Origin of the sequence: Anabaena azotica FACHB-119 (assembly GCF_014697625.1) — a bacterium.
In the GTDB taxonomy this organism is placed as follows: Bacteria; Cyanobacteriota; Cyanobacteriia; order Cyanobacteriales; family Nostocaceae; genus Trichormus; species Trichormus azoticus_A.
Window position 1 is genome coordinate 34,394 of sequence record NZ_JACJSG010000017.1, and the last position, 26,705, is coordinate 61,098.

A 26,705-nucleotide genomic window follows, 5' to 3' on the forward strand; every position below is an offset into this window, starting at 1 on the left:
TAAGAGCAGCGATTTGAGAGTATTAGGTAACTGCTGTATTAATGCGGATAAATTGTCCATTTATCCCATAATCAACAGTACATAAATATTTTACAGATAAATACTTTAAGCTATCAAGTTGCTAGTTTTTTACGTATTTTTACGTAAAAAAAGCTATTTAGTATCAAAATTTCTCGTATTCTGCAAGTTATATAAGACTTGGAGCGTTTTTGGTAACGCACATTGTTTTTAAAATGTTGCCAACAGAGCAGTAGCAAATGAGACAGGACGCAAACAGTTAGTGCTTGCAGAAGTGTTGGTACTTCACAAGCATCATATCTTAGCTAAACTTGGGTGGAGGTTGGTTTGTAATACGGAAGTTGATGAATTGGAAAATGCAAAACTCAAGGTGGCGAATTCTGGTAATGTATGGTTTATTGGGTGCGATCGCTCTACTCACACTTTTCCCGCTACTCTGGCTCATCAGCACTGCTTTAAAATCGCCTACAGAAAATATCTTTCAGTCGCCACCGCAGTTGATCCCGATGCAACCGACTGTAGACAACTTTCTTCAGGTCTGGAATGCTTTACCCTTTGCCCAGTACTTATACAACAGTACCTTAGTCGCAGTGCTGACTGTCGGCTTAAATCTCTTATTTTCGGCTTTAGCTGCTTATCCCTTAGCAAGGCTATCATTTCCGGGGAGAGATTGGATTTTTATTGCGATCGTCTCTACGATTATGATTCCCTTTCAAATCGTGATGATTCCACTGTACATTTTGACGGTACAGTTAGGATTACGTAATACTTATCTCGGCATGATTTTTCCTAGCTTGGCTTCTGCTTTTGGCATTTTCTTATTAAGGCAAGCTTTTATGAGTGTCCCCAAGGAAATAGAAGAAGCAGCCAGGATGGATGGTAGTTCTGAGTTGGGTTTGTGGTGGCACATTATGCTACCAGCAGTTAGACCAGCGATGGTCACTCTAGCTATTTTCGTCTTTATCGGCTCTTGGAGTGACTTTTTATGGCCTTTGATTGTAATTCAAGATGAGAACTTGTATACTTTGCCTTTGGGTGTAGCGAAACTGGCGGGGACATTTTCCCTTGACTGGCGGTTAGTCGCTGCTGGTTCAGTAATTGCGATCGCACCTGTGCTAATACTATTCCTCATCCTACAGCGTTACATTGTAGAAACAGATATTGGTAGTGGTGTCAAAGGTTAACTAACAAGCACCGTTTTTTCTCAACACCACCCAGATAGTTTTCAATATCAGATTCAGGTCATAAGCTATAGACCACTTACGCTGATAATCTAAATCCATCTGCACAATAGTTTCAAAATCTTTGATGTTAGAACGACCCTTAGTTTGCCATTCTCCAGTTATCCCTGGCTTAACTCTTAATCTTTGCCAGTGATGTGGCTGATAATGAACCACTTCATCAGGTGTAGGCGGACGGGTTCCCACCAAACTCATATCTCCTAGCAAAACATTCCAAAATTGGGGGAACTCATCTAAACTGGTACGACGTAAAAATTTACCCATAGGGGTAATACGCGGGTCATTAATCGCTTTGAAAATGTGACCTTGAGCTTGGTTTTTCACCAAATGCTTGATTTTATCTGCATTTACCACCATAGAACGGAATTTCCAAATACGGAAATGTCTACCGTTGAGACCACAACGAATTTGAGAATAAAATATTGGCCCTGGATCATTAATAATAGTAAATATTGCTATGGGAATTGTGATTATGGCTGTAATTATCAACCCTACAATAGCCCCTAAAATATCAATTATTCTTTTGATAACGCTAATAGTTGAAGGGTGTAAAGACTGTTGTAAAAACCTTGCACTCATGGGATAATTCACAACAGCTAATCCATCCACTACAAAATTATTCGGTGTAGGATTCAAATCAGGTAAAGACATAACTATAAATTATATTTTAACTGTTTGGGTGAATATATAATCTCCTGTCAAGTATAAATATACACAAAAAGCCTCATAGAGATAAAATATGTTCCTCACAGTTCATTAAATCTTTTAATTTAACTGTGGCATTTTAAGCTTTGGTAATTTTTTAGTGAAGCTGAGTGAAAAAATGTTGTAGGTTTCGCTCTCGCAGGAATGAGGAGAGTGGGGTGCGATACCCACAGCAGTTTGCAAGTAAGTGAGGTACAAAAACAAGACTTAATCTTAGGTATCAAGATTTTATAACTCCTGCCTCCGGTTGGTAAGCGCAGCCTTACCACTCTGTGGAAGCAAGCTACGCGCAGCATTAGGAGGGAAAGAGAACCTAACTTTTCACGTTATGTGGAAAAGCCAACGTCAGACCTAACCCCCCAGCCCCCTTCCCTACGTTCGCGTAGCGTGCCGTTCGCGGTAGCGTTGCGTAGCAAAGGCAGGGAAGGGGGAGAAATCAAAGCCTCTCTCCTTGTAGGAGCGAAAAGTCTGATCGGAGGCTTCCTCCAATCAGAACTTTTCAAGAGAGAGGTCTTCTAGATGCCGTGAAAAGTCAGAAAGAGAACCACTCTAGTTGGTGAATCTCGACTCCAAGGTAGTTTCGACTACGCTCAACCACCTTGGAATCGAAACTCGATCACCAGGTAGCGATGCGCTGAGTGCAGTCGTACCACTTTGTGGAAGCAAGCTACGCGATAGCGTCTGTCTACGACACGCTTAGGCTCACGCCGCTATATTGATTAATATTAGTCAAAGTTAACGGCTCAAACTCATGAGGTTGAAAGAGGACTTTCTTCTGGCGAAAAGTTTCTTGTAAAAATCAGGGATTTTCTCATTTACACAGTCAAGGTTCATTGTCATCTTGATAGGCAGAGTTTTTGTCTTCTTCGTTTACCACTGATGCCTTTACAAAAAGTTGCTGACACAATATATTGATTTACTATTGACCAATCGTTACTAACAAGGTTAAAGTATCAGCTTTAATTCCTTGAGTTTGCAGTGGAACCATCTGAATCTGTGAACGTCTCGATGTCAAAAAATAGCCATAACCACCGTTTTTCCGGAACAATTAAAAAAGTCCCGGAAATAATGCAAATAATCTCTGTAGCTCCTCACAACTCACAAGCATGAAGTCACCTTTCCTCTTACTCGGTTTAATCAGCACAATTCTTTTATCTACTCCTGCAAACGCAGCTCGCTTAGAATCATGGAAATTTGATCCTAATCGGAATCAACTAAATATCACCACTGACTCAGAAGTTAAACCCAGAGCCTTTTTAATTAGTAACCCAGACAGAATTGTTATTGACCTTCCGGGAACAAGTTTCCAAAACAATACTCAGCGTCGAAATTTTGGAGCCGCAGTGCGGGAAATTCGGATAGGCAAAGTTGAGAATAATACAGCCAGAATTGTAATTGAGTTAGCACCCGGTTATACAACCACCCCCGACAAATTAGTAATTAAAGGGGATTCTGCCTCACATTGGATTGTCAACTTCTCAGCCATTAGGCAGGAAGCGGATAGTACTACAGTATCGAGCGAAGAAAAAGTTACCATTCCTGTAAATCAAAATTTAGAATTTGCGGGAGTCGTGCCTTTAAGTAGAGAAATATCCCAGCTAGATTCAAAAATTAAACAATTGATGAATCGCTATAGTTCTCTTTCCCCTGGTATGTTTTTCTTAGATATGGAAACGGGTGAATATCTAGACATCAATGGCGAAAAAACATTTGCCGCAGCCAGCACAATTAAATTCCCGATTCTCATTGCTTTATTCCAAGAAATAGATGCTGGCAGAATCAACCCGAATGAAACTTTAGTCATGCGCCGCGATTTAATGACAGGCGGTTCGGGAACAATGCAATATGCAAAACCAGGCAGAAAATATAGTCTGATGGAAACTGCCAGCAAAATGATGATTATCAGCGATAATACCGCCACTAACATGATTATCGATCGCTTGGGTGGTAAAAATGTTTTGAATCAAAAATTCCGTAGCTGGGGATTACAAAACACCATCATTCGCAATTTGCTAGGAGACTTTAAAGGAACTAACAAAACCAGTCCTAAAGATTTAGTCCGGTTAGCGGCTTTAATTTCCAACAATAAGTTACTGACTGCTAGCAGTAATGCTCAAGTTATGGACATTATGCTACGTTGTAAAAACAGAAGTTTATTACCTGCTGGTCTTGGTAAAGGAGCAACAATTGCTCATAAAACAGGAACTTTAGGAAGAGTGTTAGCCGATGCGGGAATTATCCAAACCCCCTCTGGTAAACGTTACTTAGCAGGAATTATGGTAGCCAGACCCTTTGGTGATGCTAGAGCCAGAGCTTTCATCAATCAAGTTTCTCGCTTAGTATATGGGTATATAGATCAACCAACATCAGCCAGCAGAAATTTTTAATAAAATCTTTTACTCAGGCACTTGCAATTGAAAAAATATCCAAAATGTAGAGTGCGTCAGTAAAATAAACCCTAACCATACCAGGAAATTTTTCATACTGACGCACCCTACTAACTAATAGTCAATTTTAATAAGTTCGTAGTAAGGACTTTAGTCCTTATTCCTGAAGCACTAAAGTGCTGACTACAAACTAACATCAAAAGCCAAGAATCAGATAGTTTTTATCTTGACTCTTGGCTTTTTAATTCTGTATTGCCTACAAATCCTATAATGACCGTTCTTGTTCTAGAACCTGAAGTAATTTACCTACATACATTTCCAACTCAGAATTTCGTCTTTGTGGAGATTCAATAATCGGCCAACTATCAGGAAAATTCACAACAAATTTACCTAATTGAACACCTAACGGTTTTAAATGACCACCTACTAAATTCTGCTGTAAATCTGTTGGTGGCTTTTTGAAAGTATTGATAAACCAATCACAAGTCGATTTAGCAAGATTATCTGATTTAAAACTAACCAATCCCAGGAGATTAAAGAGATTAGTAGCCTGAATTAAAGCATAAGTTTCTTCAGGAGTAGGCTTAACACCCCACCCCAATTTATCAACAAACCTAGCTAAAAATTTGGGAATGGCACTATCAGTACCACTGTTGACAGGAGCTAAAAGTATAGAGGTCTGTCCTTTAATGAAGAGGCTCTTAAAGAAAGTTTTATCAATACTTGGGTTGTCAATTCTGTCCCAATAAGTATCTTGCTCTTTTCCTAGATAATATTTAATTAATTGAGTGGCTCTAGCACGTTTTTGTTTAAGTTCATTAATCAGGTATTCTAGATTTTGAACTACAGTTTGAATCTTGCGTTCATTTTTGTCTTTCTCTGATGGATTTGATGTTTTGGTTATTATGTCGCGAATAACTTGTTCTAGTTCATCCTGTTCCCTTGGTAAGGCTGAAAATGCTTCTAAAAGAGCAACATACTTACAGCCAATACTATGACCCATCCATGAGAATTTGCGACTATTTAAATAAACATCATAATCATAACCAGCAAATTTTGCCATCCTGATGATCTCAGGGATAACTTCGTACTCTTCCTTTATCAGAAAACCTGCTTCTACATAATGATCAAAAGTAAAGTTAAAGGGTATGAGAATAATAGTATAGCCGCTTGCAAATAAATATCGCAGCAAATAACGATAGAAGAACATCGGGCCGAAAGTACCGAAGAAAGCGCCACCAATAAATTGAATGACACCTTTGGGTTTTGGATGTAGAGCAACCCAACTATGAGAAACAGGTTGGAATCTTAGTTTTGTTGTCATAATTGTCTATGCCTGATAAATGCTCTGTGTATAAGTGGTTATACAAGAGCAGAGTTTAATTTTCCCAAAATTAGTCAATTTAGAGATGATTTATCAAGTAAACCTGAAATTGTCGGGTGCGTTAAAGCAGCGCCTAACGCACCGTATTTGCTGGTGCGTTACGGCTAATTCTTCTTACATAGCCGTAACACACCCTACTTAATATTTACTTTATAAATAACCTCTTAAGCACGAAAAAGGGCTAAAGCTTGGCTACTCTTTGACTCTGTGGTCAAATAAATATTTTTTAATCAGAGAAATAACTACCTTACCTTCAACTCACCCTAAAAATCCGACTGGAGAGCAAGGGGAAAATACAATTGATATATTAATAGGACTTACGCAAGTGTCATAATCAAACTAACTTTAGGGTGCGTCAGCCCCAATAATTTCGTACAGATTCAAGGATTTTCCACATCTGACGCACCCTACCCCATGTGCCAGTTGCGTAAGTCCTGATTAAATTAGGTTTGTAATCGATAATGCTGAATCTGCTGAAATATGAATTAATGCAAAATATTATTAAATTAATTTAAAACCTAACTAGCTATGTCCAAAGTAAGAAGTTGAAAATGTTGCCGTTATTCACAATAACAGGAGTGTTTTTATGTAATATTCTACTTAAACTCAAAAAGAACTAATTCGATGCTGAGTAATTATTCTATCTCTAACGAAGAAAAAGAGAGATTATTTCACCTACAGTTAGTCAAATATGGGGTGAAATATGAAAAAGCAGCTAAGGTAGCTCAACTGATGGTATCTAAGAGATTAGACAATCTGACAGACCAAGAACAACAATTAGTAACGGAAGCTTGCCAAGAGTGGTTCAAAGCAAAGAAACGCTGTAACAACATAGACTCAAGCTGCAAATAATCCTGTCTACTTGGTGATATATGCAAAATGCACAAGCTAAAGTATGGCGTTTCTAGTCTGAGTGAGGTAAATTTCGTTAAGGTTATAGGCTATGTAGGATGTAATTTATATAAGTGGAAACTGCTATAAGATTTCGCTCATATTAGTATTTAAATTAACTAAGAAATACAAAACACTTAAATTTGTATGACGATCGCATCAAGGTAAACATCCAAATAAATTAACAAAAACTGAAAAGCCACATTTCAACAATAATAATTGTTATTTTTATATAGGAATCCGATTTGATTTATGTATCCCTTACGGGAGCGTAGCCAAAAAATCTCAGTATATGTAGTATCTATAGGGTGGGCAGTGCAACGCCCTACGTATATTTCAAAAATAAAGTATGAGTCCTATATTTAGTGATTTTATTGCTTAGATTTTACTTTTAATGGTAGGTATGGGGTAATGGTGCGCTTAAAACTGTGGCAGTGGGTGGTCTTAGCAACGCCGATCGCCTGCATAATAATTTTCTTGCTAGTATCCGCAGGGATACAGATTCATCAGTGGGGGATTAATTGGGTTTGGGGGGTGTTTACTCTGCTATTTGTGGCTTGGCGTTGGTTGCTGGTCAGGTGGACAAAACCAGCTATAGAGCAAGTAGAAGCTGCTTTAGCCGAGGTGAGGGAAGAACTGAAATCTGCGGTGGATGATACGACTACACCCAAACTCAGCAGTGATACAACACAACAAGTAGAAGCTGCATTGCAAGAAGTTCTCACAGCCGCACAAAGCGATCGCCCAATTTGGGAAGATTGGAACACATTTTGGCAACGTTGTCAAGATTTAGTGCGAGCGATCGCCCTGATTTATTACCCAGAGGCGCAATATCCCCTACTAAATATCTATGTTCCCCAAGCTTACGGCTTGATTCGGGGAACGGTGGATGATTTAGACCAGTGGATGCAGAAGTTATCACCAGCACTCAATCAGGTGACAATTGGACAAGCATACCAAGGATATGAAGTCTACCGCAAACTAGAACCATCAGCGCGGAAGGTTTGGCGGGCTTGGAGTTGGGCGCAGTGGTTGTTAAATCCTGTGGCGGCGGCGGCTAACCGGGCGACTAAGGGGACGACTAGTCAAGCAAACCAGCAATTATTGGTGAATTTGGGGCAATTACTCCGGGAAGCTGCCTTAAAAAACTTGTGTCGGCAGGCGATCGCACTTTACAGTGGGACTACACCACCTATTCCCACCACCACCGTTTCCACACCAACCTTACCCAAAACCAAGACTCAGACATTAGAAAGCATCCTCGCCCAAGCCGAACCAGTCGAGAAGGTAGAACAGAAGCCAGTCAGTATTTTACTGGTAGGAAGAACGGGGGCGGGAAAAAGCAGTTTAATTAACACCATCTTTCAAAGTAATTTGGCGGAGGTGGATGTATTACCAAGTACCGCAGAAATTCAAAATTACCATTGGCAAACCCAAGATGGCGAAACCTTGAATCTGTTGGATACGCCTGGATATGAACAAGTTAAGCGGGGTGACTTACGAGATTTAGTCCTCAACTACGCTACTGAAGCCGACTTGTTACTATTAGTTACCCCTGTACTTGACCCTGCTTTGCAAATGGATGTGGACTTTTTGCAGGAAATCAAAGCCACAGGTGCAGATATAAGCGCGATCGCAGTTGTTACCCAAGTAGACCGTTTGCGTCCCATCCGTGAATGGCAACCGCCTTATAATTGGCAAGAGGGGGATAGACCGAAGGAAATTGCCATCCGAGAAGCGACAGCATACCGTGCTGATTTGTTAGGAGACTATTGTAATTTAGTTCTGCCTGTTGTTACCAGCGATACCCAAACAGGTAGAACGGCTTGGGGAATCGAGGCTTTATCATTGGGATTAATCGAGGCGATCGCACCAGCAAAACAACTGAGACTCGCCCGTTTCTTGCGTAACTTAGAAGCACGTACCGTAGCCGCCGCCAAAATCATCGACCATTACACCTTCCAAATGGCAACTACCCAAGGACTGACTGCATTATTAAAAAGTCCTGTGCTGCAGTTTATTTCTACAATTTCTACTGGTTCCCCAACCTTGGCTTACCTGCTAGCAGAACAAATTCCCGTAGAAAAGTTACCCATCGTTATCGGTAAACTGCAAATGGCTTATGATTTATTTTCGCTGTTAAAAACAGAAGACTCTAACACCAACTTTGATTTATTATCTTTGTGGCCGCTATTGTTAGAAAACCCCACTACCCCAGACCGCAACGCCTGGGCTTTTGGTCATGCAGTGGTGGAATACTGGACTCAAAATTTAACAGTTGAACAATTGCGGCAGCGTTTCGACTATTATTTACAGCAGGTTTGAGGATAGGTGAAAATTAGCGATCGCTGTAATGATAACGAGCTTGAATAAACTCAATCCGGTTATCACTAATTACATAAACAATCCGGTCAGTTTGATTAATACGGCGCGACCATACATTGGCATCCCGATATTTCAATTGCTCAGGATTGCCTGTTCCTTTAAAGGGATTACGCCTAATCTCTTCTACTAAAGATAAGACGCGCAGAGCAGTCTTTCTATTTGTTTCTACCCAGTAAGTGAGGTCTTCTAGAAATCTTTTGTCAAATACAAGGTCGCGTTCTGAATTATCTTCTGAAGAAGTTTCAGATTGAGAAAATGCTTCTGGTTCTAAATTATCCGCAGACATTAATTTCCTTACTCTTCCTCATAAACAGGACTTACGCAAGTGTCACAATTGGTGGTTGGTGCGTGGCGCTACAAGTCTGATTACTACGTTCAAATATTATCGCCAGTCACACACCCTACAGAAAAAATATGCTAGTTGCGTAAGTCCTAATAAAGCCCAAATTCCTGGCGGAGTTCGTCTATAGTTTGTGGTTGATTAGTTTTAGCTTTCACTCGCTGTAAAGCATCTAGAAGTCGTGCAGCATTTTCAGGTGATTGAAATAAATATGCTGTTTCTATAATGCTATTTAGTTCCGCAGTAGGAATTACCGACACACTTTCAGCACCTTCACGATTAACAGTTACAGGTTCACGGCTATTAATAGCTTCTTCGTAAATCTTCTCAAAATTTTTGCACGCCTCAGTGTAGTTTGTTTGGCTAGACATCTTTTTTTCCTCAAGTTTTTTAGGTACTGAAGAACCATACATAGTTTTCTTTCTGTGCGAGTAACTATTTTGGAATAATTAATAATGATACCGAGCTTGTAAAAAATTTATTTCCTCGTCTTTAACGAGGTAAACAATTCTATGTTCCTGTGTTAATCGACGAGACCAAGTATCACTATCCAAATATTTTAAAGGTTCAGGTTTGCCTTTACCTTTAAATGGATCTCGGCAAACCTCCTCAACGAGATCCAAAGCTTTTAGAGCTACTCGCGGATCAGTTTCTACCCAAAATTTTAAGTCTTCTATAAATTCAGGTTGAAACACTGTTTTTCTTTGTTTGGGAATTGCTGGAGTTTCTTTTTTTGATTGGCTTTTGGGATTCTTCTTTTTCGGCAAATCCTAACTCCTGACGCAAATCATCCAAACTTTGAGATTCCACAACACCTGATTTAGCTCGATTTAAAGCTGTTAAAAGACGTTCAGCATTACGCGGTGAACGTAAAAGATGAGCAGTTTCCAAAAGGCTGGAAAGCTCATCAACAGGTATTAAAGCTACACTTTCAGCATTCCGACGTGTAATAACTACGAAATCACGTTCTGAAGTGACTTTTTCGCACAATTCAACAAAATGCGCTCGTGCTTGTGTGTAAGTGTAAGTGGTGTTAGTGGAAACCATAAGTATTAAAAGCTCCCTTGTTGTACTTTTAAAGCAAGTACATTGTTGCTCAATTTGTACAGAAACACTGTACAGTTTGATATTTTGATGATAGCACAAAAAAATCATTTAGTCCCTCAAGGGGTTTTACCTTCGTGATTTTAAAGATATAATTCCCCTATAAGGGATTGAAGCGCCTAACACACCTGATTATGTAGCGGTGCGTTAGTCTAAACCCTTCACACACCCTTCTTAAAATTTACTCAATCTTTTGTAGTTTTTACTTTCTCTGCATTTCTCTAAGGAACTTGTCCACTATTTGCCTCAATATAAGCTTCGCCATTCCTTGATTATCTTCCAGTGGTGTTCCGATACCTGATGGAACTGAAGTATAAGTGGTTTCAGTTCCATACTCAGAACTTACAGTAAGCAACTGTTTTTTAATGTTAACGGTGTATCGTCCTTCATAAGTTGTTCCATCAATTTCGATACTTACATTTGCTGTTAATGGCTGAGACATGATATTACATCCTGTTTGCAATTAATTTAATATAGAGCTTACGCAAGTGCGATCGCATAACTGCTGTGGGCGATCACCTAATGTCTTTATAAGGTAAATAATTTATACAAAAGTATTACTGTCTTACAGAAGATAGGGAATAAGTAAGGCGATTTTCATTTTGATTTAACAGGTACAGAAACATCTCCATTTGAATCAAAAATAAAATTCTTTTTGATAGAATATCCTGCAACTAAACAACCGATAAGCCTTTGAAATACATCTTTGAGTTTTTTAGCTTCTTCTGTTAATTTATTAAAATCTTGATATGTTTTCTCAAAAACTTTAGGCTCATTACTTGTTGAACTTTTATAATATTTCATTCCATACGCAACTGAAAAATCACTCTCAGTTTCACTACCCCATCCTATAAACCATGTACTGTGTACAATATCATTTCGTTGTTTAATTAATTTCTGTAATCTATCAAAAATATTTTTAATAATTTTCTTTTCAGTTTCATCTAAATCGCGTAATTCATGGATCAGCGAACGCAGCATAGATTGAAGTGGATCAGCCGTTAGTCCTGCAAGAATAATATCAGGAATCCTTTGGTTTTTTAGCCCATCGTTATGAAGTATAAATTTAATGTTTAGAGAAATTGCATGACAAACTTGCTCAAACTCAACTATAAACTCACCTATTGCAGAATAAAGCTCATTTGTTTGCTCATTTAGCTTTTTTTGTAGTCCTTCTTTGTCCATATTTATTTGTTTTAAAATAAGCTAAAAATTTACGAGATAATCTTACCATAACCCTATTGATAATAAATAACAGTATATTTACCAAAAAATAAATTAATTATATTCAATATAGACTGCAATAAATGTATTAATTAGTTAGTAGGGTGCGTCAGTATGAGTATCTTCTTTGTTTAGCTAAGGTTTTTCGTACTGACGCACCCTACATTTTGGATACTTTTTGATCTGGAAGTCCCATTACCGTTAGCTAAAAGCGATCGCCTAATTTTTCTCTTTTGATAAAAAATCCATACAACAATATTGTTAGCTGTCAAAAGCAACGGTAAGGCAAAGCGATCGCACTATATAAGTAGGGTAAAGGAAATACTCATTAGCAAGCCACTTTAATGGCCTCATGTCGATGTGTTGTTAACTCTAAATCAATGTAGTCTTTTTTGCCAGCTTCAACTTGATTTAATACCAATCACCTGTTTACTATAAAAGATGAGCAGGAGTAAGAGTATTTTTACTTAAAAATTAAGTGAATTTATTTAACACTAAACATCAATAAACGTTTTAACAAAAAATAACCTTGAAAATCATGTAAATTGAGAAAATTTACATCAAAACAAACAAAATCAACAAAACTTACCTGTTGAAAAATATTTTCAACCTAAAAAATACAATCAGGCAAACAGAACTAATACAAAATATTATTTTTCCATTCCTCAAATCTCAATCTTCATGTTCTTTACACATTGCTGATAAAAATACGTTATTTACATGATTTCAAAGCATTACTAGTATTAATAAAGTAAATAACTGACGCAGCTATTTCGTTAATCATGATAAACATTATCATGATTCATAGAAGGAGCATCTACCGAAAATTATCAGAAGCTGTAGGTCTAATATCATCCGCAGCTATGTTTAACACATCATTACTTAGTTGCAACAACATCAAAATTACTCAATTGATATTTGCAGAGTTTTGCCATTTTCATCGGTATTAATGGCTCAAAATTAGTCCAGCACTTTAGTACCCAAATTGCTCTGATATCAGCAAGCGGTATCTAGAACTGTTGAATAAATCTACCAAATACATCTAATGAATTAATTAATATTTTTGGAAGTTACGCTATGTATTTAACAAAGATAAATCCGCTATACATGGGATTGTTAACAATCCTGTGTGTGTGTACATTTGGTACTGTTAAGCAAATTTCCCTTATTTTGTCACCCTCATTTTCGGCTGTAAGTAGTAATTCGTTTCAAGCCACATCAATTCCTTGGATCACTAATCAATCTGAATGTGAATATAGCGGTCGTAATTGGCATGATAACCAATGTTGGGATGAAGAACATAATCCGATGTTTTAACTGCTGACAGCAAAAATCCCACCCCTTGACAGGGATGGGATATCACTAAATATTTCCATAATTAGGAGCGTAGTGATAAAATTAGCAATCTCTGACTACTACTTGTAATCTGCTAAGTGCGATCGCATAACCACCGTTGGCGATCGCTTGTTATGTCTATAGGGCAACAATTTATACAACAATATGTTTAACTTACAGAAGCTAGGGAATAGATAAAGCGATCGCCTAAATATTCTCAGCATAATTAAGAGCGTAGATACAACATCATTTTTGGCTTACACTAATAAAGATAAACGAGGATAAGTCAGCGCATTTTCATTGTTAAAAGTATTTTTGTCACTTCATTCTAAAAAAATATTATATTCTGTTATAATGTTTAACTTGTTGTTTAAGCAAATAAAAGAATTAAATATATTTTATGGAGGACAAAAGACTTAAATTTGCTGATTTGTTCGCTGGTATTGGAGGCTTTAGATTAGCTTTTGAAAAAGCAGATTACGATTGTGTATTTTCCTGTGAGATTAACGAGGCTTGTCAAAAAGTTTATTATAATAATTTCGCAGAAACTACCGCAAATGATATTAGGAAAATTAATGTTCAAAGTCTACCATACTTTGATGTTTTAACTGCAGGTTTTCCTTGCCAACCTTTTAGTATTTGTGGGCGACGAAAAGGTTTTCAAGATACTAGAGGAACCTTATTTTTTCATATTTGTGAAATAATTGAGTATATTCATCCTCCCGTAGTTGTACTCGAAAATGTTAAGCACCTATTGCATCATGATAAAGGTAGAACATTAGAAGTTATATTATATTCTTTAGAAGACTTAGGATATATAGTTAATTATGAACTGCTAAACTCTAAAGATTTTGGATTGCCACAAAATAGAGAGAGAGTAGTATTTGTTGCTACTAAAGATCAAAAGTTTGATTTTACTCTTCTCAAAAAAACTGATCCATTTCCTAATTTAAGGACATTTTTATGTACTTCAGGAAAATTTGAATACTTGAATCCCCAAGAATATACACTTATAGATAATCCAAAACAACAGTCATCTGGTTTAATTTTTGTAGGATATCGTAATAAAAATATTTGGAAAACAGGTATTAGACCAAACACAGAACATTTATCTAGAGTTCATCACCAGCCCAATAGAATTTACTCCATAGATGGAGTGCATCCAACAATACCTTCTCAAGAGACTTCCGGTAGATTTTTCATTTACATACCAGAAGAAAATAAAGTTCGGAAATTAACACTACGTGAGTGTTATAGGATTATGGGATTTCCTGATAGTTTTAAAACCCACAGTAATTTAGCTGAGTGCTACAAACAAATAGGTAATTCTGTTGCTATACCAGTAATGTATGAACTTGCTAATCAGATTAAAGAACAAGTATTTTTGCATAAAAATATAGAAACAGAAATAATTAAATTTAATAAAACTTCTGGTTTAGAGCAACCTATCCAATTAGAAATACCTTTAAGTATGAATCATAGAGAAAAACTTCTGCAAATTTATCAAGCTACATCTGACATAGAAATTAATCAAATTCAACTACCCGAAGAATACCAAAATTATGTTGCAGAAATTGCTCAAAAGTGCTTTGCAAGAAAAGCAGTTCATACAGTATTGATTACTCTTTTAGTACATAAAATTTTAAATCCATCTCAAGATATTAGATATCACCAAACTGATATGCCCGGTGGTTTCTCAGGGAGAAGTATAGATACAAAGTACATTACTCCTACATTGACAGAATTGGGTTTACCTGCAATGGCTGAAAGTGGGTGGTTAACTCGCTCTTTTGAACAACCTTATCCTTATACTTTAAATTATAACGGAAATATAACACCTAAATCCCTAAAAACAGCATTTCTCAATATTGTTGATTTTGTACAGACACATCCTGAAAAATGCGAAGATGTATTAAAATTACTTATAAAATTAATTACATCAGCCAAAAATGATAATTTGGTTGAAATCGTTAAGCTAACAAACCCTGAAAAAGTAGATATAAGAAATGTAGTCAATGCTTTAGATGAACATTTTAATTATAACTATAAAACTGATGGAGGTTCAAAATTACCCGTTATTGCTTTTTATGCTATATATCAAATTTTAGTCAGAGAAATTTCTAGATATAATTCATGTACATTGAAAACATTAGGCAGCCATACCGCTTCCGATAGAACTTCTAAAACTGCTGGAGACATTGAAATTTTTGATAAAAATAGTCATCTTGTTGAAGCTATAGAAGTAAAACATGGTCAAGAAATAACTTTACAAATGGTATATCGGGCTAAAGGCAAAATTATTAAACATAATCCTGGGAGGTATTATATTTTTGCGTCAAAAGATATTAAGCAATCAGAAGCAGATAAAATTGATGACTTGGTTAAAGAAATTGCAACTGAACATGGATGTCAAGTAATCCTCAACGGAATCATTCCGACAATTAAATATTATTTAAGATTAATTATGTCTATCACAGACTTTATTGATGGCTACTCTAAATTGATAGAGTCAGATAATGAAATACAAAAAGTTCATAAAGAAAAATGGAATGAAATATTGAGTAGATTAATAATTGATAAATAAAAAATTAGGTCGTCCCAACTCCTATACTACACACCTAGAACTAAAAAAATCCCACCCCTTGGTAGGGATGGGACATCGCCTAATATATTCCCAATATCATTAGGAGCGCTGACCGGTTACAATATATGCTACTCGTTGACCGATGTTAGTGGCATGATCTGCCATCCGTTCTAGACAACGAATTGCCAAGGCTAGGAGAATAATAGGTTCTACCACACCTTGCACATCTCGTTGTTGCGCGAGAGTTTGATAAACGCGGTCATACGCATTATCCACAGCATCATCTAGGTGCTTAATACTTCTACCCCCAGCTTCATCCAAATCCGCCAAAGCTACTAAGCTAGTTGCTAGCATAGCTTGGGCATGGTGTGCCATAACAGCAATTTCCGGTAGAGATGGGTGAGGCGGATAAGGAAAGATTTTCACTGCTATATCAGCTAAATCTTTAGCATAGTCTCCTATACGTTCTAAATCTCGGACTAACTGCATAAACGCACTCAAACAGCGCAAATCTTGAGCTGATGGTGCTTGTAAGGTCATGATGGAAGTACAATCTGATTCTATCTGTCTATAAAAACGATCTATTTTTTTATCTAAGCGGGGAAGTTCCTCAGCTGCTGTTAAGTTACGGGAAAATAAAGCTTGGTGGCTGAGGCGGAATGATTGTTCTACCAAAGCGCCCATGCGTAACACATCCCGTTCTAAGCGCCTAATGGCGCGGGCTAGCTGGGGGTTTTCCGGGTTGGGACTATAAACGGGGGCTTTCACACTTGTAGTCTCAAACGTGAAGATAATTTTAACTATAGTCTTGGCTTTGTCAGTTTGCCACCACTTCAGGTATATGTATTTGTATCCATGCACCACCTGTTTGGGGATGATTCATGGCTTTGATGGAACCACCATGAGCTAAAATAATCTGCCTGACGATCGCTAAACCTAAACCATTACCTACAATCTTACTATCTTGCAAGGCTGTATGCGTCCTGGCTTTATCACCTCGATAAAATCGCTCAAACACATGAGGTAAATCTTCATCCGCAAAGCCTTCTCCAGCATCGATCAGGTTGATTTCTACAATTGGCGGCAAAGAATTATCTCCATGATTCTTTTTAAAGGTTAAAATTTCTGCTTCAATCTTAATAATAGTATTGGGTGAACTGTACTTGATGCTGTTATCGAATAAGTTGAGGAATACCTGATATATCCGGGCTGAGTCGGCTTTAATTAATAGCTTTTCTGGGACAGAATAGGAGATAGACAAATTTTGACGCTGTGCAAGCGGTTCTAGGGTTTCCCATACGGAAGCAATGAGCGATCGCAATTCTACCGTTTCCATGTTTAGCTGCATGGTGGGGTTTGCTTCCATTTGCGTCAGTTCTAGCCAGCTTTGCACTAAACTCACCAGCCTGTCAACTTCCTGCATCAAACGGTCTACCCAGCGATTTAGGGGCGGTTCTAGGCGATTTTGCAGGGTTTCCACCACCAAACGAATTGAGGTTAGGGGTGTGCGTAATTCATGGGCTAAATCAGAGAAAGACCTCTCCCGCACTTGATTCATATCTAGTAGGGGTTGGCGATTTTCTAGGAAAACTCCAACTTGTCCATTGGGTAGGGGTAGGCTAAACGCCCGCAACATTAAGGATTTGATGCTAGGCATTTCTGCCGCATTGTCACAGGAAGGATGAAATACCCATTCTTTGGTTTGGGGTTTTTGGCGATCGCGTGTTTGCTCAATTAAGCGGTCAAGTTCGTATGAGCGTACCAATTCTAGCAGCAAACGCACCTGCCCTGGTTGCCATCTTTGTAAATATAAGATTTCCCTGGCTAGCTGGTTACACCACAGCAGTTGATTTTCCTCATCGACTTGCAGATAACCCACTGGCGCAACGTCGAGTAGGTCTTGGTAAGTTTGGAGTGACTGCTGCAAATCTTGCCTATGCTGCTTGAGGGTGGCGATTTTGCGCCGCAGACGGGGAAGCAACGGCAAAGCCACCTTCATTTTATCAGTAAGAGATGGTGCAGGTTGGGCGACTTGCGTCAGGTAACGGTTTAATTGTACCTGTTGCCAAATCCAAAACCCCAAACCTACCGCTAAACCCAGAAAAAATCCCAATAAAAGCATTTGCGGAACGAGTTGTTAGTTGCGGGTGATTATTAAAAACTAACAACTATCTCCATAGCTTATCCGAATCGATATCCAAATCCTCTTACAGTCACAATATATTCTGGATGGCTGGGGTCTAGTTCGAGTTTCTCCCGCAACCACCGGATATGGACATCTACAGTTTTGCTATCACCGACAAAATCAGGCCCCCAAACCTGGTCTAGCAATTGTTCTCGCGACCATACCCGCCGCGCATAACTCATGAACAACTCTAGTAAGCGGAACTCTTTGGGTGAAAGATTTACCTCTTGACCCCTGACTAGCACGCGACATTCTTGGGGATTTAATGTCACCTCTTTATATTTCAGCACTGGTAGTTGGGGTAACGTACTCAGGCGCTGACGACGGAGTAAAGCGCGACAACGTGCGACTAATTCCCGCATACTAAAGGGTTTAGTTAAGTAGTCATCTGCCCCTACTTCTAAACCTAACACGCGATCGGTTTCGCTACCCTTAGCACTGAGCATTAAGATGGGTACTGGGTTGCCTTGATGACGTAGCAAGCGGCAGATATCCAGCCCGTTGATTTGGGGTAACATCAAATCGAGAATAATCAAATCGAAGGGAAAATCCCCGCCGTTAGGTTCAAAACTTTTGAGATACTCTATAGCCGCCCGACCATCAGGCGCTGTAACTACTCCATAACCTTCCTCTTCCAATGCTACTGCTAGCATTTCTTGGATGAGTTCTTCATCTTCTACTACCAGAATCCGACTGGTTTGACCAATCTCTGTTCTAGCCGAATACTTGATTGATTCACTTGTGTACATTGATATCACAAAAGTTCAAGCCCTGTGGTTGTATCAATATTGGGAGATTGAGTTGATTTCTCGTAGCATTTTGGCGATCGCAAGTGATTGCCTACGTAATATCTGTAACATTGCCAAATATACCATAAATCATTTTAGCTACTAGTTCACAATAATTTTTATGGTCAAATAGCTCTATACAAAATTTAAAATACACCACCTGGGGTTCCCGGCAACGCAAAATTCCAAAAGTCTACAGATTCGAGCTTCATGAAAAAAGGTTAAATAAAATCCTAAATTGCTTGACAGGGGTTGACAGGCTTGAGTATAATAACTAGTACATAAGTACTAAAGGCGAAAAAACATAGCAAACAAGCAATCAAGGGTTGCCACTGCTTACCTAGAGTAGGAGACAGGTAATATACCTATCTTACAAGAAAATTTGTCATCTTTTCAATTTGGCATCATTTTTGGGTGCAAGTAAGATTCATTGCTTGATTCCCGTATTTACACTGCGCCGAAACAGCCAACTCCAAAGCTAATCTGATATCTGCATGGAGTAGTTTTCGGTATTGCTTGTTATTTAAATCATCATCATCTATTCAAGGAGTTGAAATATGACCACAGTTGCATCAAAAGATAGCAAACAGCAACTAATGCAGGCATTTCAACAAATTCTAGCAGAACAGAAAAAGCTAGAATCTAAAATCGCCACCAAACAAGAAGAAGCAGATAAGGTAAAAAATCAAGAGATTTTAGCAGTAGCTTCCACCTATACTGTTGATAGCATCGTCAAAGGTTTAGCAGATTTACAATTAGAATTTGGTAGTACGATTAATTCCCTTTCTGAGAAATTAGCCAAAGAGAACTCGAAATTAGATGAATTAAATCAAGCAATTGAAATTGAAACTAAGCATTTACAAGAACTTCAGAGAATTAGAATCGTTGCCGATGCTTTGGATATCTTGACACAGGAACACCAAGAAAAGTTAAGAACCTTAGAACAGGATATCGCCAGTAAACGGGAAACTTTAGAAAAAGAGATCACAACCAAACGGAAAGATTGGCAGAAAGAACAAGCCGAGTATGAAGAAGCGCTACAAGCATACAATGATTTGTTAGCTAAAGAACGCCAGCAAGAACAAGAAGAATATCAATATCAGTTAGAAACTACTCGTAAATTGAATACAGATTCTTACGAATCGATAAAACGCAATTCGGAAAGAGAGATTCAAGAAAAAACGCAACAGAAAGAGAAAGATTGGGCGGAAAGAGAAAAGATTGCGGCTGAACGTCAAACTCAGTTTACTGAATATCAACAAAAAGTGGCGACATTCCCCGCAGAGTTGGAAGAAGCAGTCAAGAAAGCTAGAGAAGAAGCCATTAAAGATACCAGCCAGAGAGCGAAGATTGAAGCTGATTTATTCGAGAAAGAATGGGAAGCAAGCAAGCAGAGTTACGAATTGAAAATTAAATCATTGGAAGAAACTATTCAACGACAAACCGAACAAATCGAAAGTATCTCAACACAACTGCAAGCAACCCTGAAACAATCACAAGATTTAGCAATGAGGGCTTTTGGTAATTCTGCCACTAAATAAGCATTAGTTTGGTCATATCTGCAAATAGTTGTGGGAGTAAATAGAGAAAATTATGCCAGTAAAAAAGTTAACCGACAAGAACACAAAAGCGGAAATTTTGCAAGCCTATGAAGAGTTAAACAAAGAAGCCGCCGCCCTGAAATCGCAACTTAACCAAGCATCCAAAGAAGCTGCATCTGTTAATAAAGAAAAACCCAAATCAGAGCCAATTACAATTATGAATCAGTCTGCTAATATTCAACAAAAGATGAATTATACAATTGAGAGTTTAGCAAAAATTCAGTTGGGGTTTGGAACTGCGGCTAATGAGTTATCAAATCAATTGACTACCCAGGCTTCCAAGTTGACAGGTATTACAGAAGGGGTAGCAACAGAAGTTGAGCAATTACAACAGTTACATAGTTTAGAGGTAGATGATGATACCTTAAACACGCTAATTACTTCCTATGAAGAGAACGCCAAAGCTTATCAAGAGGAATATAGCCAACGCTATGAATTGCTTTCCCAAGAAATTCTAGCAGAAAGAATTACTTGGCAAAAAGAACAAGAAGAACATCAAAGAACCATTAAAGAACGCAACGAAAATCTCAATAAAACTCGCGAACGAGATAGTTCAGAGTATAAGTATGATTTAGAATTGCGTCGTAAATTGGCAACCGATGAATATGAACAACAGCAAAAGGCTTTGTATAAACAATTAGAAGAGTTTCAACAAGAGATAGAAAAACAGTGGACGGAACGAGAAAAGGTAATTGCGGAAAGAGAGAAGCAATTTGAAGAGTATAAAGCCAAGGTAGAAGCATTTCCCAAAGAGAAAGAAGCAGCTATTAAGAAAGCTACCGAAGAAGGTAAAGGTATTGCCCATTACCAAGCTAAAGTTAAATCTGATTTGTATGCTAAAGAAGTAGAAGGACAAAAACGTTTCTATGAACAAAGATTGCAATCTTTAGAACAGACAATTAGCAATCAAGATGCCAGGATTCAAACCTTATCTAAACAACTTGATTCTGCACTCAAACAAGTACAAGATTTAGCAGTTAAAGCAATTGAAGGTACTGCTAACGTCAATTCTTACCAAGCAATTAAAGAAATAGCACTAGAACAGGCAAAAAGCCAAGTGAAGAATAAATAACCGCTTAAACACTTATCATATCTTGGGGGTTGGTAATTGGTAATTGGTAATTGGTAATGGTAGGAAACAATTACCTATTCGCTATTACCCATTCCCAACTAAACCAAGCATATCGTAGGTTTCTAGCCGGACTTGATGTAATACCCGTTGACAATACCTCTATTATCTCTGTGCTTCTGTGTCTCCGTGGTGAAAAATAATTTATTTAACCACAGAGTTAAGAGGAATTTCTATTCACTGTGACATGGCTAACTTTTCAAACACCATTAAATGCTGTTGAGGTAAGATATTTTTAGTTTCTCGCCAAGTTAACCCAACAGCAGCCATTTCTTGACGGACTTGCTTTTGCGTCATCTTGTGCAGACGCTTAATCATAATAAAAGGATTTTCGCCTCGGTACTCTACCAATACAACCCTACCACCGGGTTTGAGTGCTTTGACAATCCCTTGTATGACTTCTCGCGGATACTCAAATTCATGGTAAGCATCCACCATCAACGCTAAATCTATACTGTTTGGAGGAAGATTCGGATTATCTGGTGTTGCTAAAATAGGATCAACATTGGTGATATTTTTCTCTTGTTGAAAAAACTGCAAAATTTCCAACATTTCTGGCTGAATATCTACAGCAAACACTTTTCCCTCTGTCAGCAAAGGTGCAATTTGCAAGCTAATGTAACCTGTTCCCGCACCAATATCTGCAACCACATCATCTGCTTGTAAATTGAGGCTATTAATTAACTTACTCGGCTGTTCCTCCGCTTCCCGGCTGGGTCTTTCTAACCAACCTGCACCCGTATGTCCCATGAATTTGGCAATTTCCCGCCCCATATAATATTTGCCAATACCGTCTGGACTATGAATAGCTTGTTGTTCGTAAATATTGGAGGATGAAGGGTTGGCTAAGGCAAAAGCAGTACCATCCGCCAGCCAACATCCTAACATTAAGCAAACAATTGCGAAAAAATGCCACAGTCTATAAATCATCATTAACACCCAACACCTCTGTTCCCTGTCCCCTATCACCTGTCCCCTGTCCCCTTCCTAAATCACAAAATGTTCCAACTCACCTTGACTCCACTGTTCACCAACCCTTTCTGCAACCAATGGCCTGACAATAAACTTAGGTGGATGACCATCTTTAACATCAATTCGCACACCAGAATAGGCTAGTCGCTTTTGGAGATTTTGTTCACTGCGTCCCACATAGAGGAGTGAGTCTGCAACTTTCCGCAGAGAACGACTATTAAAATCTTCAAAAATTTCCATTAACTCTGTCCCTTCTGGTCGCTGCCGACGGGGACGGCGACCGCTACCACCAGAGATGATACAATTTATGTGCGAGTCGGCATAGCCTGTATCAACTGTGCGAAGATATTCTAAACAGTGGGCATGACCGTTAAATATGATATCAACTATGGGGCGTTCCTTGACTAAAGTACCAAGGGTTTCGGCAACTTGGTCGAGTACCCAACGCAAGCGGTGACGCACAGCCAATGTTTGCGCTTGACTCCACTTGGTCGCCTCTGTGACGTAGGGGGGATGGTGGAAAAAGAGGACTCTTCCCCGGACTTCCTTGGTGTTCCAAGATTCGATTAATCTTTGGCGTAACCAGTCTAGTTGTTCAAAGTCGATATTTACGTCGTGGGATGCAAGTTGTTTTTCAATGTCGAGTTTGACTTCATTAATTTGGTCTAACTTGGCGCTGAGGTCGTCGAGTTGTTCGGCATCGTCGGGGTTGTCTGGATTTAAGCGATCGCAATCTGCTAAAATCTGTACTTCTTCAGTATCTATTTCCTGACGGCGCTTTTGCAATTCTCGGCGGTAAATATCGCCAGCTTGGGTTGTAGGTAAGGGTGAAGGTTCATTCCAAGTATTAGAGTCAAGGGCAAAAAAATCAATACCGCCGTAACGAAAATTATAATAACGGTGGGGTACACGGGTAAAAATTCCCGGTAAATAACGCAGACAGCGACCCGTATCAGTTTTCCCAGTGTAATGTAAATCTAAATAATGAGGTAAATCTTCAGGTGCGATCGCTGCGAGATAATCAATAAAAGCTTTAGCATAAGCATCACCTTGATTGGAACCATGCCAACCAATCTCAAAATCCTTGTAACGTAGCATCCGCCGTAACCGCAACGTGCTACCAGTCAACCAGCGATATATTTTAGGCACATCATAATAGTCGTGATTGCCCAGGACTGGTAAAAACGGTAAATTAAAAATCATGCGATCGTAAGCAATATGTGCAGGGTTCTCACCCCCAACCAAAAATTCCCGGTAAGGTTCGATAAAATTGGTCGGGTAATATTCATGGGAACCCACCACATAAATTACATCACCAGTGTGTAACACAAAACGGCAATCATCCTTATGCGCCAACATCAATTCTGCAACTTTTCTTTGGGGATGATGTCCGTAATGTGGCTTAGTACCACTATCACCAACTACCATAAATGAAAATTCCGGGTCATCATCCCGACCATCATCTATGACTAGACTAGTTTGGTCAATTCCTCGCTGCACCAAACTCGGATGCTTCCACCGCACCCTATCCTTCATCTTTTGAATTTTCACAGGAATTGATGGTTCAGAAATCAGTTTCATAGATAAGTCCTACTAATCATTTTTTAAACGCAGAGGAACGCAGAGTATTTCTCTGTGTTCCTCTGCGTTGAGAAAAAAATCTCCTCCTTATTGATAACCTGCGGCTTGCAATAAAAACAGCCTGGCATAATGTCCACCATCTGCAAGTAACTCCTCATGAGTTCCCTGTTCTACCACTTCCCCATTGTCAATTACCAGAATTTTGTCAGCCATCCTCACAGTCGAAAAGCGGTGGGAAATCAAGAATACCATTTGATTTTGAGTTACGGCACGAAAATGGTTAAATATCTCATACTCAGCTTGGGCATCTATGGCTGATGTCGGTTCATCTAACACCAAAATATCAGCTTGAGTCCGCATAAAAGCACGGGCTAGGGCGATTTTTTGCCATTGTCCCCCAGATAACTCTTGCCCTCCCTTAAACCAACGCCCTAGCTGCGTCCCAAAGCTTTGGGGTAATCTTTCAATAAACTGTTGTGCCATACCTTTTTGGGCTGCTACTTGCCAACGCTTGCTATCGTCGAGATTTTCCACATCACCCACACCTATATTCTCGCCTACTGTGAACTGGTAGCGGACAAAGTTTTGAAAAATCACCCCAATACGGCGGCGTAATGCGTCCACATTCCATTCTTGTAAGTCCACTCCATCTAAGAAAATTCTGCCAGAGTCTGGTGTGTAGAGTCTGGTGAGGAGTTTAATTAAGGTAGTCTTACCAGAACCGTTTTCACCGACAATTGCTAATTTTTGCCCTGGTTTTAAATGCAGGGATATATTACGCAACGCAGGTTTAGAACTCCCTGGATAGGTAAACGAGACATTCTCAAAGCGAATACCATCTTGGGGTTTGCTACCTCTGGTAACGTTCCCCCAAGGTTGAATAACTTTCTCTTCTAAAAATTCGTACAGGTTGGAAAGGTACAAGTTATCTTCATACATCCCACCAATGGATGTCAGGGCGCTGGCAAAGGTAGACTGTCCTTGACGGAAGACGGTGAGATACATTGTCATGTCTCCCAAGGAAATTTTACCGAAAACGGTTTCTATGACTATCCAGGCGTAGGCGACATAAAAGGCTGCTGTACTCACCAAACCTAGCAGATATCCCCACAACCCCCGGCGGACAGTCAAATCTCTGTCCTCGCCATATAGTTGATTAAATACATTGTGGTATCTGCCCAACAGCATTTCACCCAGTTGATAGAGTTTGATTTCCGTGACATAATCTTCTCTACCAAGTAGGTTTTCAATATATTGCTGCTGACGTGTTTCTGGCGCACGCCAACTAAATAAACGAAAGGCTTCGCCCGCAAATCTAGTTTCGGCTATAAATGCCGGCATAGCTGCCACAATTAACGCTACCACAGCCCAAAGTGAGAATTTGACTAACAAAACGCCGTAAGTTACTAAGGAAAGGGCATTCTGGACTAAGCCAAAGGTGCGGTTAACCAAAGAAAGGGGGCGTATTGATGCTTCTCTGCGAGCGTTGGTGATTTTATCATAAAACTCGGAATTTTCAAAATGAGCCAAATCTAAGGTTAGAGCTTTTTCTAAAATCAAGACATTGACTCGCTGACCCAGTAACACCCGCAGTAAAGATTGACTGATAGTCAACCCTCTTTGACTAGCTGCTAGTAAAGCTACGGCGATCGCTTCCAATCCCACATAAAATAATGGTGGATAGATATTGACAAAACTATCACCACCTGCTTTACCTTGGGATGAAGCCACCACCGCATCCACAATTAACTTACCGATATAGGCGATCGCCGCAGGTAACAGCCCAGCCACTAGAGTTAAAGTAGCCAGAATAATAGTCATAGTGCGGCTAGTAGTCCACACCAAGTTTATCGCTCTGCCGCTATAGCGAAAAACCGCCAGTGATTGGCGCAGGGTATTTCGTCGCTTTTTACTCTTCATTATTCATTTTATAGCGCGAATACACCAGCCTTGGCTGTGTCTGCTATAACTGGGTACTGGGTACTGGGGACTGGGAGATGAGGGAGAATAGCTACTATAGACTATGGACTGTTGACTATTGACTATTGACGAATATCCTCAATCCCACCAATAGGTAACAACCACAGCATCACTAACCTGTGAAAAATCTTCGCCCCTTAGCGCCGCTTCTAATCGAGTTCTCAGTCGCCGCTTCAATCGTAAACCGTAGTCCTCATTCGTACTATCACTTACTTCTACAGAGTCAGCACGCCATTTCTTGCCCAAATCCAAAAGCTGAGATACTTTTGTATCTTGGTTCTCTGTCAAAATGTATAAAGTATCCGCAGGATAAGCAACAAAATGAATAATACTTGTTTCCGGCATCGGACGATAATTTGCCATCGCCAGCAAAGTATCAATTACACCAATAAAACTTAGACAATCTTCATCTGGTGCAAAGATTGGTTTTGTAAACAAAAAGCTTGCCCATAAATCATTGTGGGCGCAAAGGCCAGCAATTACCTCTTCGCCATTAAACTGATTAAAGCGACGCTGCCAAACCAGGGCTGCAAAAAGCTCTTGAGGAGAGTAAGATTGAGCAATGGATTGAATTTTAGCCAAATCAAGCATCACCACTCCTCGCTTATTCAGTTCGTAGTAAGGACTTTAGTCCTGTTCACCTTAACATCAAGTGATAAATCACTCACTACAAACAAAGCTGTTAAGCCTCTTACTCTTCAAAATTTTGAATGAGCGAATTTTGAATTTAATTATGGGGGTGGAGGGACTTGAACCCTCACGACCGTTTAAGGTCAACGGATTTTCATTCTCCCGCAGCTTTCGCTACTGCCTAATGGCTTTGAGAATTGGACTCTCTCTTTACCCTCGCCTTGACGTTAGGGTAGCTCCC

26 protein-coding genes are annotated in these 26,705 nt (G+C 39.1%); 10 read left to right on the plus strand and 16 right to left on the minus strand.

Going from position 1 to position 26,705, the window contains the following annotated elements:
* The first annotated feature begins 362 nt into the window (after nucleotides 1-362).
* Nucleotides 363-1,202: a carbohydrate ABC transporter permease gene (locus tag H6G83_RS14065; RefSeq protein ID WP_190473094.1), complete on the plus strand. Its 840-nt coding sequence runs from the start codon at nucleotides 363-365 to the stop codon at nucleotides 1,200-1,202.
* On the opposite strand, the gene H6G83_RS14070 is transcribed toward H6G83_RS14065, so the two are convergent.
* Nucleotides 1,203-1,910: a sugar transferase gene (locus tag H6G83_RS14070; RefSeq protein ID WP_190473097.1), complete on the minus strand. Its 708-nt coding sequence runs from the start codon at nucleotides 1,908-1,910 to the stop codon at nucleotides 1,203-1,205.
* 1,160 nt (nucleotides 1,911-3,070) lie between these two features.
* On the opposite strand from H6G83_RS14070, the gene H6G83_RS14075 reads away from it, so the two are divergent.
* Nucleotides 3,071-4,351 carry a serine hydrolase gene (locus H6G83_RS14075; protein WP_190473100.1) on the plus strand — a complete coding sequence of 427 codons (1,281 nt, stop codon included), beginning with the start codon at nucleotides 3,071-3,073 and terminating at the stop codon, nucleotides 4,349-4,351.
* 265 nt (nucleotides 4,352-4,616) lie between these two features.
* Here the strand turns inward: H6G83_RS14075 and H6G83_RS14080 are convergent, their stop codons facing one another.
* Nucleotides 4,617-5,675 (minus strand): DUF1350 family protein, encoded by a 1,059-nt coding sequence (locus H6G83_RS14080; RefSeq protein WP_190473102.1) that lies wholly within the window; start codon nucleotides 5,673-5,675, stop codon nucleotides 4,617-4,619.
* Nucleotides 5,676-6,359: 684 nt separating this feature from the next.
* Here H6G83_RS14080 and H6G83_RS14085 point away from each other — a divergent pair.
* Both H6G83_RS14085 and H6G83_RS14090 read left to right on the plus strand, forming a co-directional pair.
* The gene (locus H6G83_RS14085) at nucleotides 6,360-6,587 is read left to right on the plus strand and encodes a hypothetical protein (RefSeq protein ID WP_190473104.1); all 228 of its coding nucleotides are present in this window, start codon (nucleotides 6,360-6,362) and stop codon (nucleotides 6,585-6,587) included.
* Nucleotides 6,588-7,037: 450 nt separating this feature from the next.
* Nucleotides 7,038-8,951, plus strand: a complete 1,914-nt coding sequence (locus tag H6G83_RS14090; RefSeq protein WP_190473107.1) for a GTPase family protein — start codon at nucleotides 7,038-7,040, stop codon at nucleotides 8,949-8,951.
* Nucleotides 8,952-8,964: 13 nt separating this feature from the next.
* On the opposite strand, the gene H6G83_RS14095 is transcribed toward H6G83_RS14090, so the two are convergent.
* The 6 genes from H6G83_RS14095 to H6G83_RS14120 all read right to left on the minus strand — a co-directional run bounded on the left by H6G83_RS14095 (nucleotide 8,965) and on the right by H6G83_RS14120 (nucleotide 11,640).
* Entirely contained in the window at nucleotides 8,965-9,297 is a 333-nt protein-coding gene (locus tag H6G83_RS14095; protein WP_190473109.1) for a Txe/YoeB family addiction module toxin, read from the minus strand.
* Between the two features lie 146 nt (nucleotides 9,298-9,443).
* The gene (locus tag H6G83_RS14100; RefSeq protein ID WP_190473112.1) at nucleotides 9,444-9,722 is read right to left on the minus strand and encodes a type II toxin-antitoxin system Phd/YefM family antitoxin; all 279 of its coding nucleotides are present in this window, start codon (nucleotides 9,720-9,722) and stop codon (nucleotides 9,444-9,446) included.
* Between the two features lie 78 nt (nucleotides 9,723-9,800).
* Nucleotides 9,801-10,046 carry a Txe/YoeB family addiction module toxin gene (locus tag H6G83_RS14105; RefSeq protein WP_190473117.1) on the minus strand — a complete coding sequence of 82 codons (246 nt, stop codon included), beginning with the start codon at nucleotides 10,044-10,046 and terminating at the stop codon, nucleotides 9,801-9,803.
* Nucleotides 10,033-10,398, minus strand: a complete 366-nt coding sequence (locus H6G83_RS14110; protein ID WP_190473120.1) for a type II toxin-antitoxin system Phd/YefM family antitoxin — start codon at nucleotides 10,396-10,398, stop codon at nucleotides 10,033-10,035. The genes H6G83_RS14105 and H6G83_RS14110 overlap by 14 nt, the downstream gene beginning before the upstream one ends.
* Before the next feature lie 259 nt (nucleotides 10,399-10,657).
* On the minus strand, nucleotides 10,658-10,897 hold the full coding sequence (locus H6G83_RS14115) for a hypothetical protein (protein WP_190473123.1): 240 nt from the start codon (nucleotides 10,895-10,897) through the stop codon (nucleotides 10,658-10,660).
* Nucleotides 10,898-11,052: 155 nt separating this feature from the next.
* Complete coding sequence (locus H6G83_RS14120) at nucleotides 11,053-11,640, minus strand: hypothetical protein (RefSeq protein WP_190473126.1); 588 nt, start codon at nucleotides 11,638-11,640, stop codon at nucleotides 11,053-11,055.
* A 1,116-nt stretch (nucleotides 11,641-12,756) separates the two neighbouring features.
* On the opposite strand from H6G83_RS14120, the gene H6G83_RS14125 reads away from it, so the two are divergent.
* Nucleotides 12,757-12,996 carry a hypothetical protein gene (locus H6G83_RS14125; RefSeq protein WP_190473129.1) on the plus strand — a complete coding sequence of 80 codons (240 nt, stop codon included), beginning with the start codon at nucleotides 12,757-12,759 and terminating at the stop codon, nucleotides 12,994-12,996.
* A 98-nt stretch (nucleotides 12,997-13,094) separates the two neighbouring features.
* Here the strand turns inward: H6G83_RS14125 and H6G83_RS14130 are convergent, their stop codons facing one another.
* Nucleotides 13,095-13,238 (minus strand): hypothetical protein, encoded by a 144-nt coding sequence (locus tag H6G83_RS14130; protein WP_190473132.1) that lies wholly within the window; start codon nucleotides 13,236-13,238, stop codon nucleotides 13,095-13,097.
* A 176-nt stretch (nucleotides 13,239-13,414) separates the two neighbouring features.
* Here H6G83_RS14130 and H6G83_RS14135 point away from each other — a divergent pair, with 176 nt between their 5' ends.
* Nucleotides 13,415-15,598, plus strand: coding sequence for a DNA cytosine methyltransferase (locus H6G83_RS14135; protein ID WP_190473135.1), 2,184 nt, complete (start codon nucleotides 13,415-13,417; stop codon nucleotides 15,596-15,598).
* 99 nt (nucleotides 15,599-15,697) lie between these two features.
* Here H6G83_RS14135 and phoU read toward each other — a convergent pair whose 3' ends face one another.
* From phoU to H6G83_RS14150, 3 genes are read right to left on the minus strand one after another with little or no spacing between them, the layout of a single operon-like run.
* Nucleotides 15,698-16,366 (minus strand): phosphate signaling complex protein PhoU, encoded by a 669-nt coding sequence (phoU, locus tag H6G83_RS14140; RefSeq protein WP_190473140.1) that lies wholly within the window; start codon nucleotides 16,364-16,366, stop codon nucleotides 15,698-15,700.
* A 49-nt stretch (nucleotides 16,367-16,415) separates the two neighbouring features.
* On the minus strand, nucleotides 16,416-17,720 hold the full coding sequence (locus H6G83_RS14145) for a sensor histidine kinase (protein ID WP_190473143.1): 1,305 nt from the start codon (nucleotides 17,718-17,720) through the stop codon (nucleotides 16,416-16,418).
* Nucleotides 17,721-17,779: 59 nt separating this feature from the next.
* Nucleotides 17,780-18,532, minus strand: coding sequence for a winged helix-turn-helix domain-containing protein (locus tag H6G83_RS14150; RefSeq protein WP_190473146.1), 753 nt, complete (start codon nucleotides 18,530-18,532; stop codon nucleotides 17,780-17,782).
* Here H6G83_RS14150 and H6G83_RS14155 point away from each other — a divergent pair.
* From H6G83_RS14155 to H6G83_RS14170, 4 genes are all read left to right on the plus strand, one after another.
* Nucleotides 18,525-18,677, plus strand: coding sequence for a hypothetical protein (locus H6G83_RS14155; RefSeq protein ID WP_190473148.1), 153 nt, complete (start codon nucleotides 18,525-18,527; stop codon nucleotides 18,675-18,677). The two genes, H6G83_RS14150 and H6G83_RS14155, sit on opposite strands and share 8 nt — an antisense overlap.
* Before the next feature lie 451 nt (nucleotides 18,678-19,128).
* The gene (locus H6G83_RS14160) at nucleotides 19,129-20,112 is read left to right on the plus strand and encodes a coiled-coil domain-containing protein (RefSeq protein ID WP_190473151.1); all 984 of its coding nucleotides are present in this window, start codon (nucleotides 19,129-19,131) and stop codon (nucleotides 20,110-20,112) included.
* A 52-nt stretch (nucleotides 20,113-20,164) separates the two neighbouring features.
* Nucleotides 20,165-21,244, plus strand: a complete 1,080-nt coding sequence (locus tag H6G83_RS14165; protein WP_190473153.1) for a hypothetical protein — start codon at nucleotides 20,165-20,167, stop codon at nucleotides 21,242-21,244.
* Between the two features lie 56 nt (nucleotides 21,245-21,300).
* Complete coding sequence (locus H6G83_RS14170) at nucleotides 21,301-21,444, plus strand: hypothetical protein (protein WP_190473158.1); 144 nt, start codon at nucleotides 21,301-21,303, stop codon at nucleotides 21,442-21,444.
* Between the two features lie 34 nt (nucleotides 21,445-21,478).
* Here the strand turns inward: H6G83_RS14170 and H6G83_RS14175 are convergent, their stop codons facing one another.
* The 4 genes from H6G83_RS14175 to H6G83_RS14190 form a co-directional block, all read right to left on the minus strand.
* Nucleotides 21,479-22,234 (minus strand): class I SAM-dependent methyltransferase, encoded by a 756-nt coding sequence (locus H6G83_RS14175; protein ID WP_190473161.1) that lies wholly within the window; start codon nucleotides 22,232-22,234, stop codon nucleotides 21,479-21,481.
* Between the two features lie 54 nt (nucleotides 22,235-22,288).
* Complete coding sequence (locus tag H6G83_RS14180) at nucleotides 22,289-23,854, minus strand: metallophosphoesterase family protein (RefSeq protein WP_190473162.1); 1,566 nt, start codon at nucleotides 23,852-23,854, stop codon at nucleotides 22,289-22,291.
* 87 nt (nucleotides 23,855-23,941) lie between these two features.
* Nucleotides 23,942-25,774 (minus strand): ABC transporter ATP-binding protein, encoded by a 1,833-nt coding sequence (locus tag H6G83_RS14185; protein WP_190473165.1) that lies wholly within the window; start codon nucleotides 25,772-25,774, stop codon nucleotides 23,942-23,944.
* A gap of 138 nt (nucleotides 25,775-25,912) precedes the next feature.
* On the minus strand, nucleotides 25,913-26,425 hold the full coding sequence (locus tag H6G83_RS14190) for a hypothetical protein (RefSeq protein WP_190473167.1): 513 nt from the start codon (nucleotides 26,423-26,425) through the stop codon (nucleotides 25,913-25,915).
* Nucleotides 26,426-26,705 lie beyond the last annotated feature (280 nt).

Excerpts from the sequence above, each read along its gene's own strand:
- H6G83_RS14095 (WP_190473109.1), bottom strand. The coding sequence starts at position 9,297 with ATGTCTGCGGATAATTTAGAACCAGAAGCATTTTCTCAATCTGAAACT.
- H6G83_RS14075 (WP_190473100.1), top strand. The coding sequence starts at position 3,071 with ATGAAGTCACCTTTCCTCTTACTCGGTTTAATCAGCACAATTCTTTTA.
- H6G83_RS14160 (WP_190473151.1), top strand. The coding sequence starts at position 19,129 with ATGACCACAGTTGCATCAAAAGATAGCAAACAGCAACTAATGCAGGCA.
- H6G83_RS14115 (WP_190473123.1), bottom strand. The coding sequence starts at position 10,897 with ATGTCTCAGCCATTAACAGCAAATGTAAGTATCGAAATTGATGGAACA.
- H6G83_RS14120 (WP_190473126.1), bottom strand. The coding sequence starts at position 11,640 with ATGGACAAAGAAGGACTACAAAAAAAGCTAAATGAGCAAACAAATGAG.
- H6G83_RS14135 (WP_190473135.1), top strand. The coding sequence starts at position 13,415 with ATGGAGGACAAAAGACTTAAATTTGCTGATTTGTTCGCTGGTATTGGA.
- H6G83_RS14085 (WP_190473104.1), top strand. The coding sequence starts at position 6,360 with ATGCTGAGTAATTATTCTATCTCTAACGAAGAAAAAGAGAGATTATTT.
- H6G83_RS14080 (WP_190473102.1), bottom strand. The coding sequence starts at position 5,675 with ATGACAACAAAACTAAGATTCCAACCTGTTTCTCATAGTTGGGTTGCT.
- H6G83_RS14175 (WP_190473161.1), bottom strand. The coding sequence starts at position 22,234 with ATGATGATTTATAGACTGTGGCATTTTTTCGCAATTGTTTGCTTAATG.
- H6G83_RS14180 (WP_190473162.1), bottom strand. The coding sequence starts at position 23,854 with ATGAAACTGATTTCTGAACCATCAATTCCTGTGAAAATTCAAAAGATG.
- H6G83_RS14130 (WP_190473132.1), bottom strand. The coding sequence starts at position 13,238 with ATGCTGAGAATATTTAGGCGATCGCTTTATCTATTCCCTAGCTTCTGT.
- H6G83_RS14185 (WP_190473165.1), bottom strand. The coding sequence starts at position 25,774 with ATGAAGAGTAAAAAGCGACGAAATACCCTGCGCCAATCACTGGCGGTT.
- H6G83_RS14190 (WP_190473167.1), bottom strand. The coding sequence starts at position 26,425 with ATGCTTGATTTGGCTAAAATTCAATCCATTGCTCAATCTTACTCTCCT.
- H6G83_RS14170 (WP_190473158.1), top strand. The coding sequence starts at position 21,301 with ATGGTAGGAAACAATTACCTATTCGCTATTACCCATTCCCAACTAAAC.
- H6G83_RS14125 (WP_190473129.1), top strand. The coding sequence starts at position 12,757 with ATGTATTTAACAAAGATAAATCCGCTATACATGGGATTGTTAACAATC.
- H6G83_RS14110 (WP_190473120.1), bottom strand. The coding sequence starts at position 10,398 with ATGGTTTCCACTAACACCACTTACACTTACACACAAGCACGAGCGCAT.
- H6G83_RS14165 (WP_190473153.1), top strand. The coding sequence starts at position 20,165 with ATGCCAGTAAAAAAGTTAACCGACAAGAACACAAAAGCGGAAATTTTG.
- H6G83_RS14065 (WP_190473094.1), top strand. The coding sequence starts at position 363 with ATGAATTGGAAAATGCAAAACTCAAGGTGGCGAATTCTGGTAATGTAT.
- H6G83_RS14100 (WP_190473112.1), bottom strand. The coding sequence starts at position 9,722 with ATGTCTAGCCAAACAAACTACACTGAGGCGTGCAAAAATTTTGAGAAG.
- H6G83_RS14090 (WP_190473107.1), top strand. The coding sequence starts at position 7,038 with ATGGTGCGCTTAAAACTGTGGCAGTGGGTGGTCTTAGCAACGCCGATC.
- H6G83_RS14150 (WP_190473146.1), bottom strand. The coding sequence starts at position 18,532 with ATGTACACAAGTGAATCAATCAAGTATTCGGCTAGAACAGAGATTGGT.
- H6G83_RS14145 (WP_190473143.1), bottom strand. The coding sequence starts at position 17,720 with ATGCTTTTATTGGGATTTTTTCTGGGTTTAGCGGTAGGTTTGGGGTTT.
- H6G83_RS14070 (WP_190473097.1), bottom strand. The coding sequence starts at position 1,910 with ATGTCTTTACCTGATTTGAATCCTACACCGAATAATTTTGTAGTGGAT.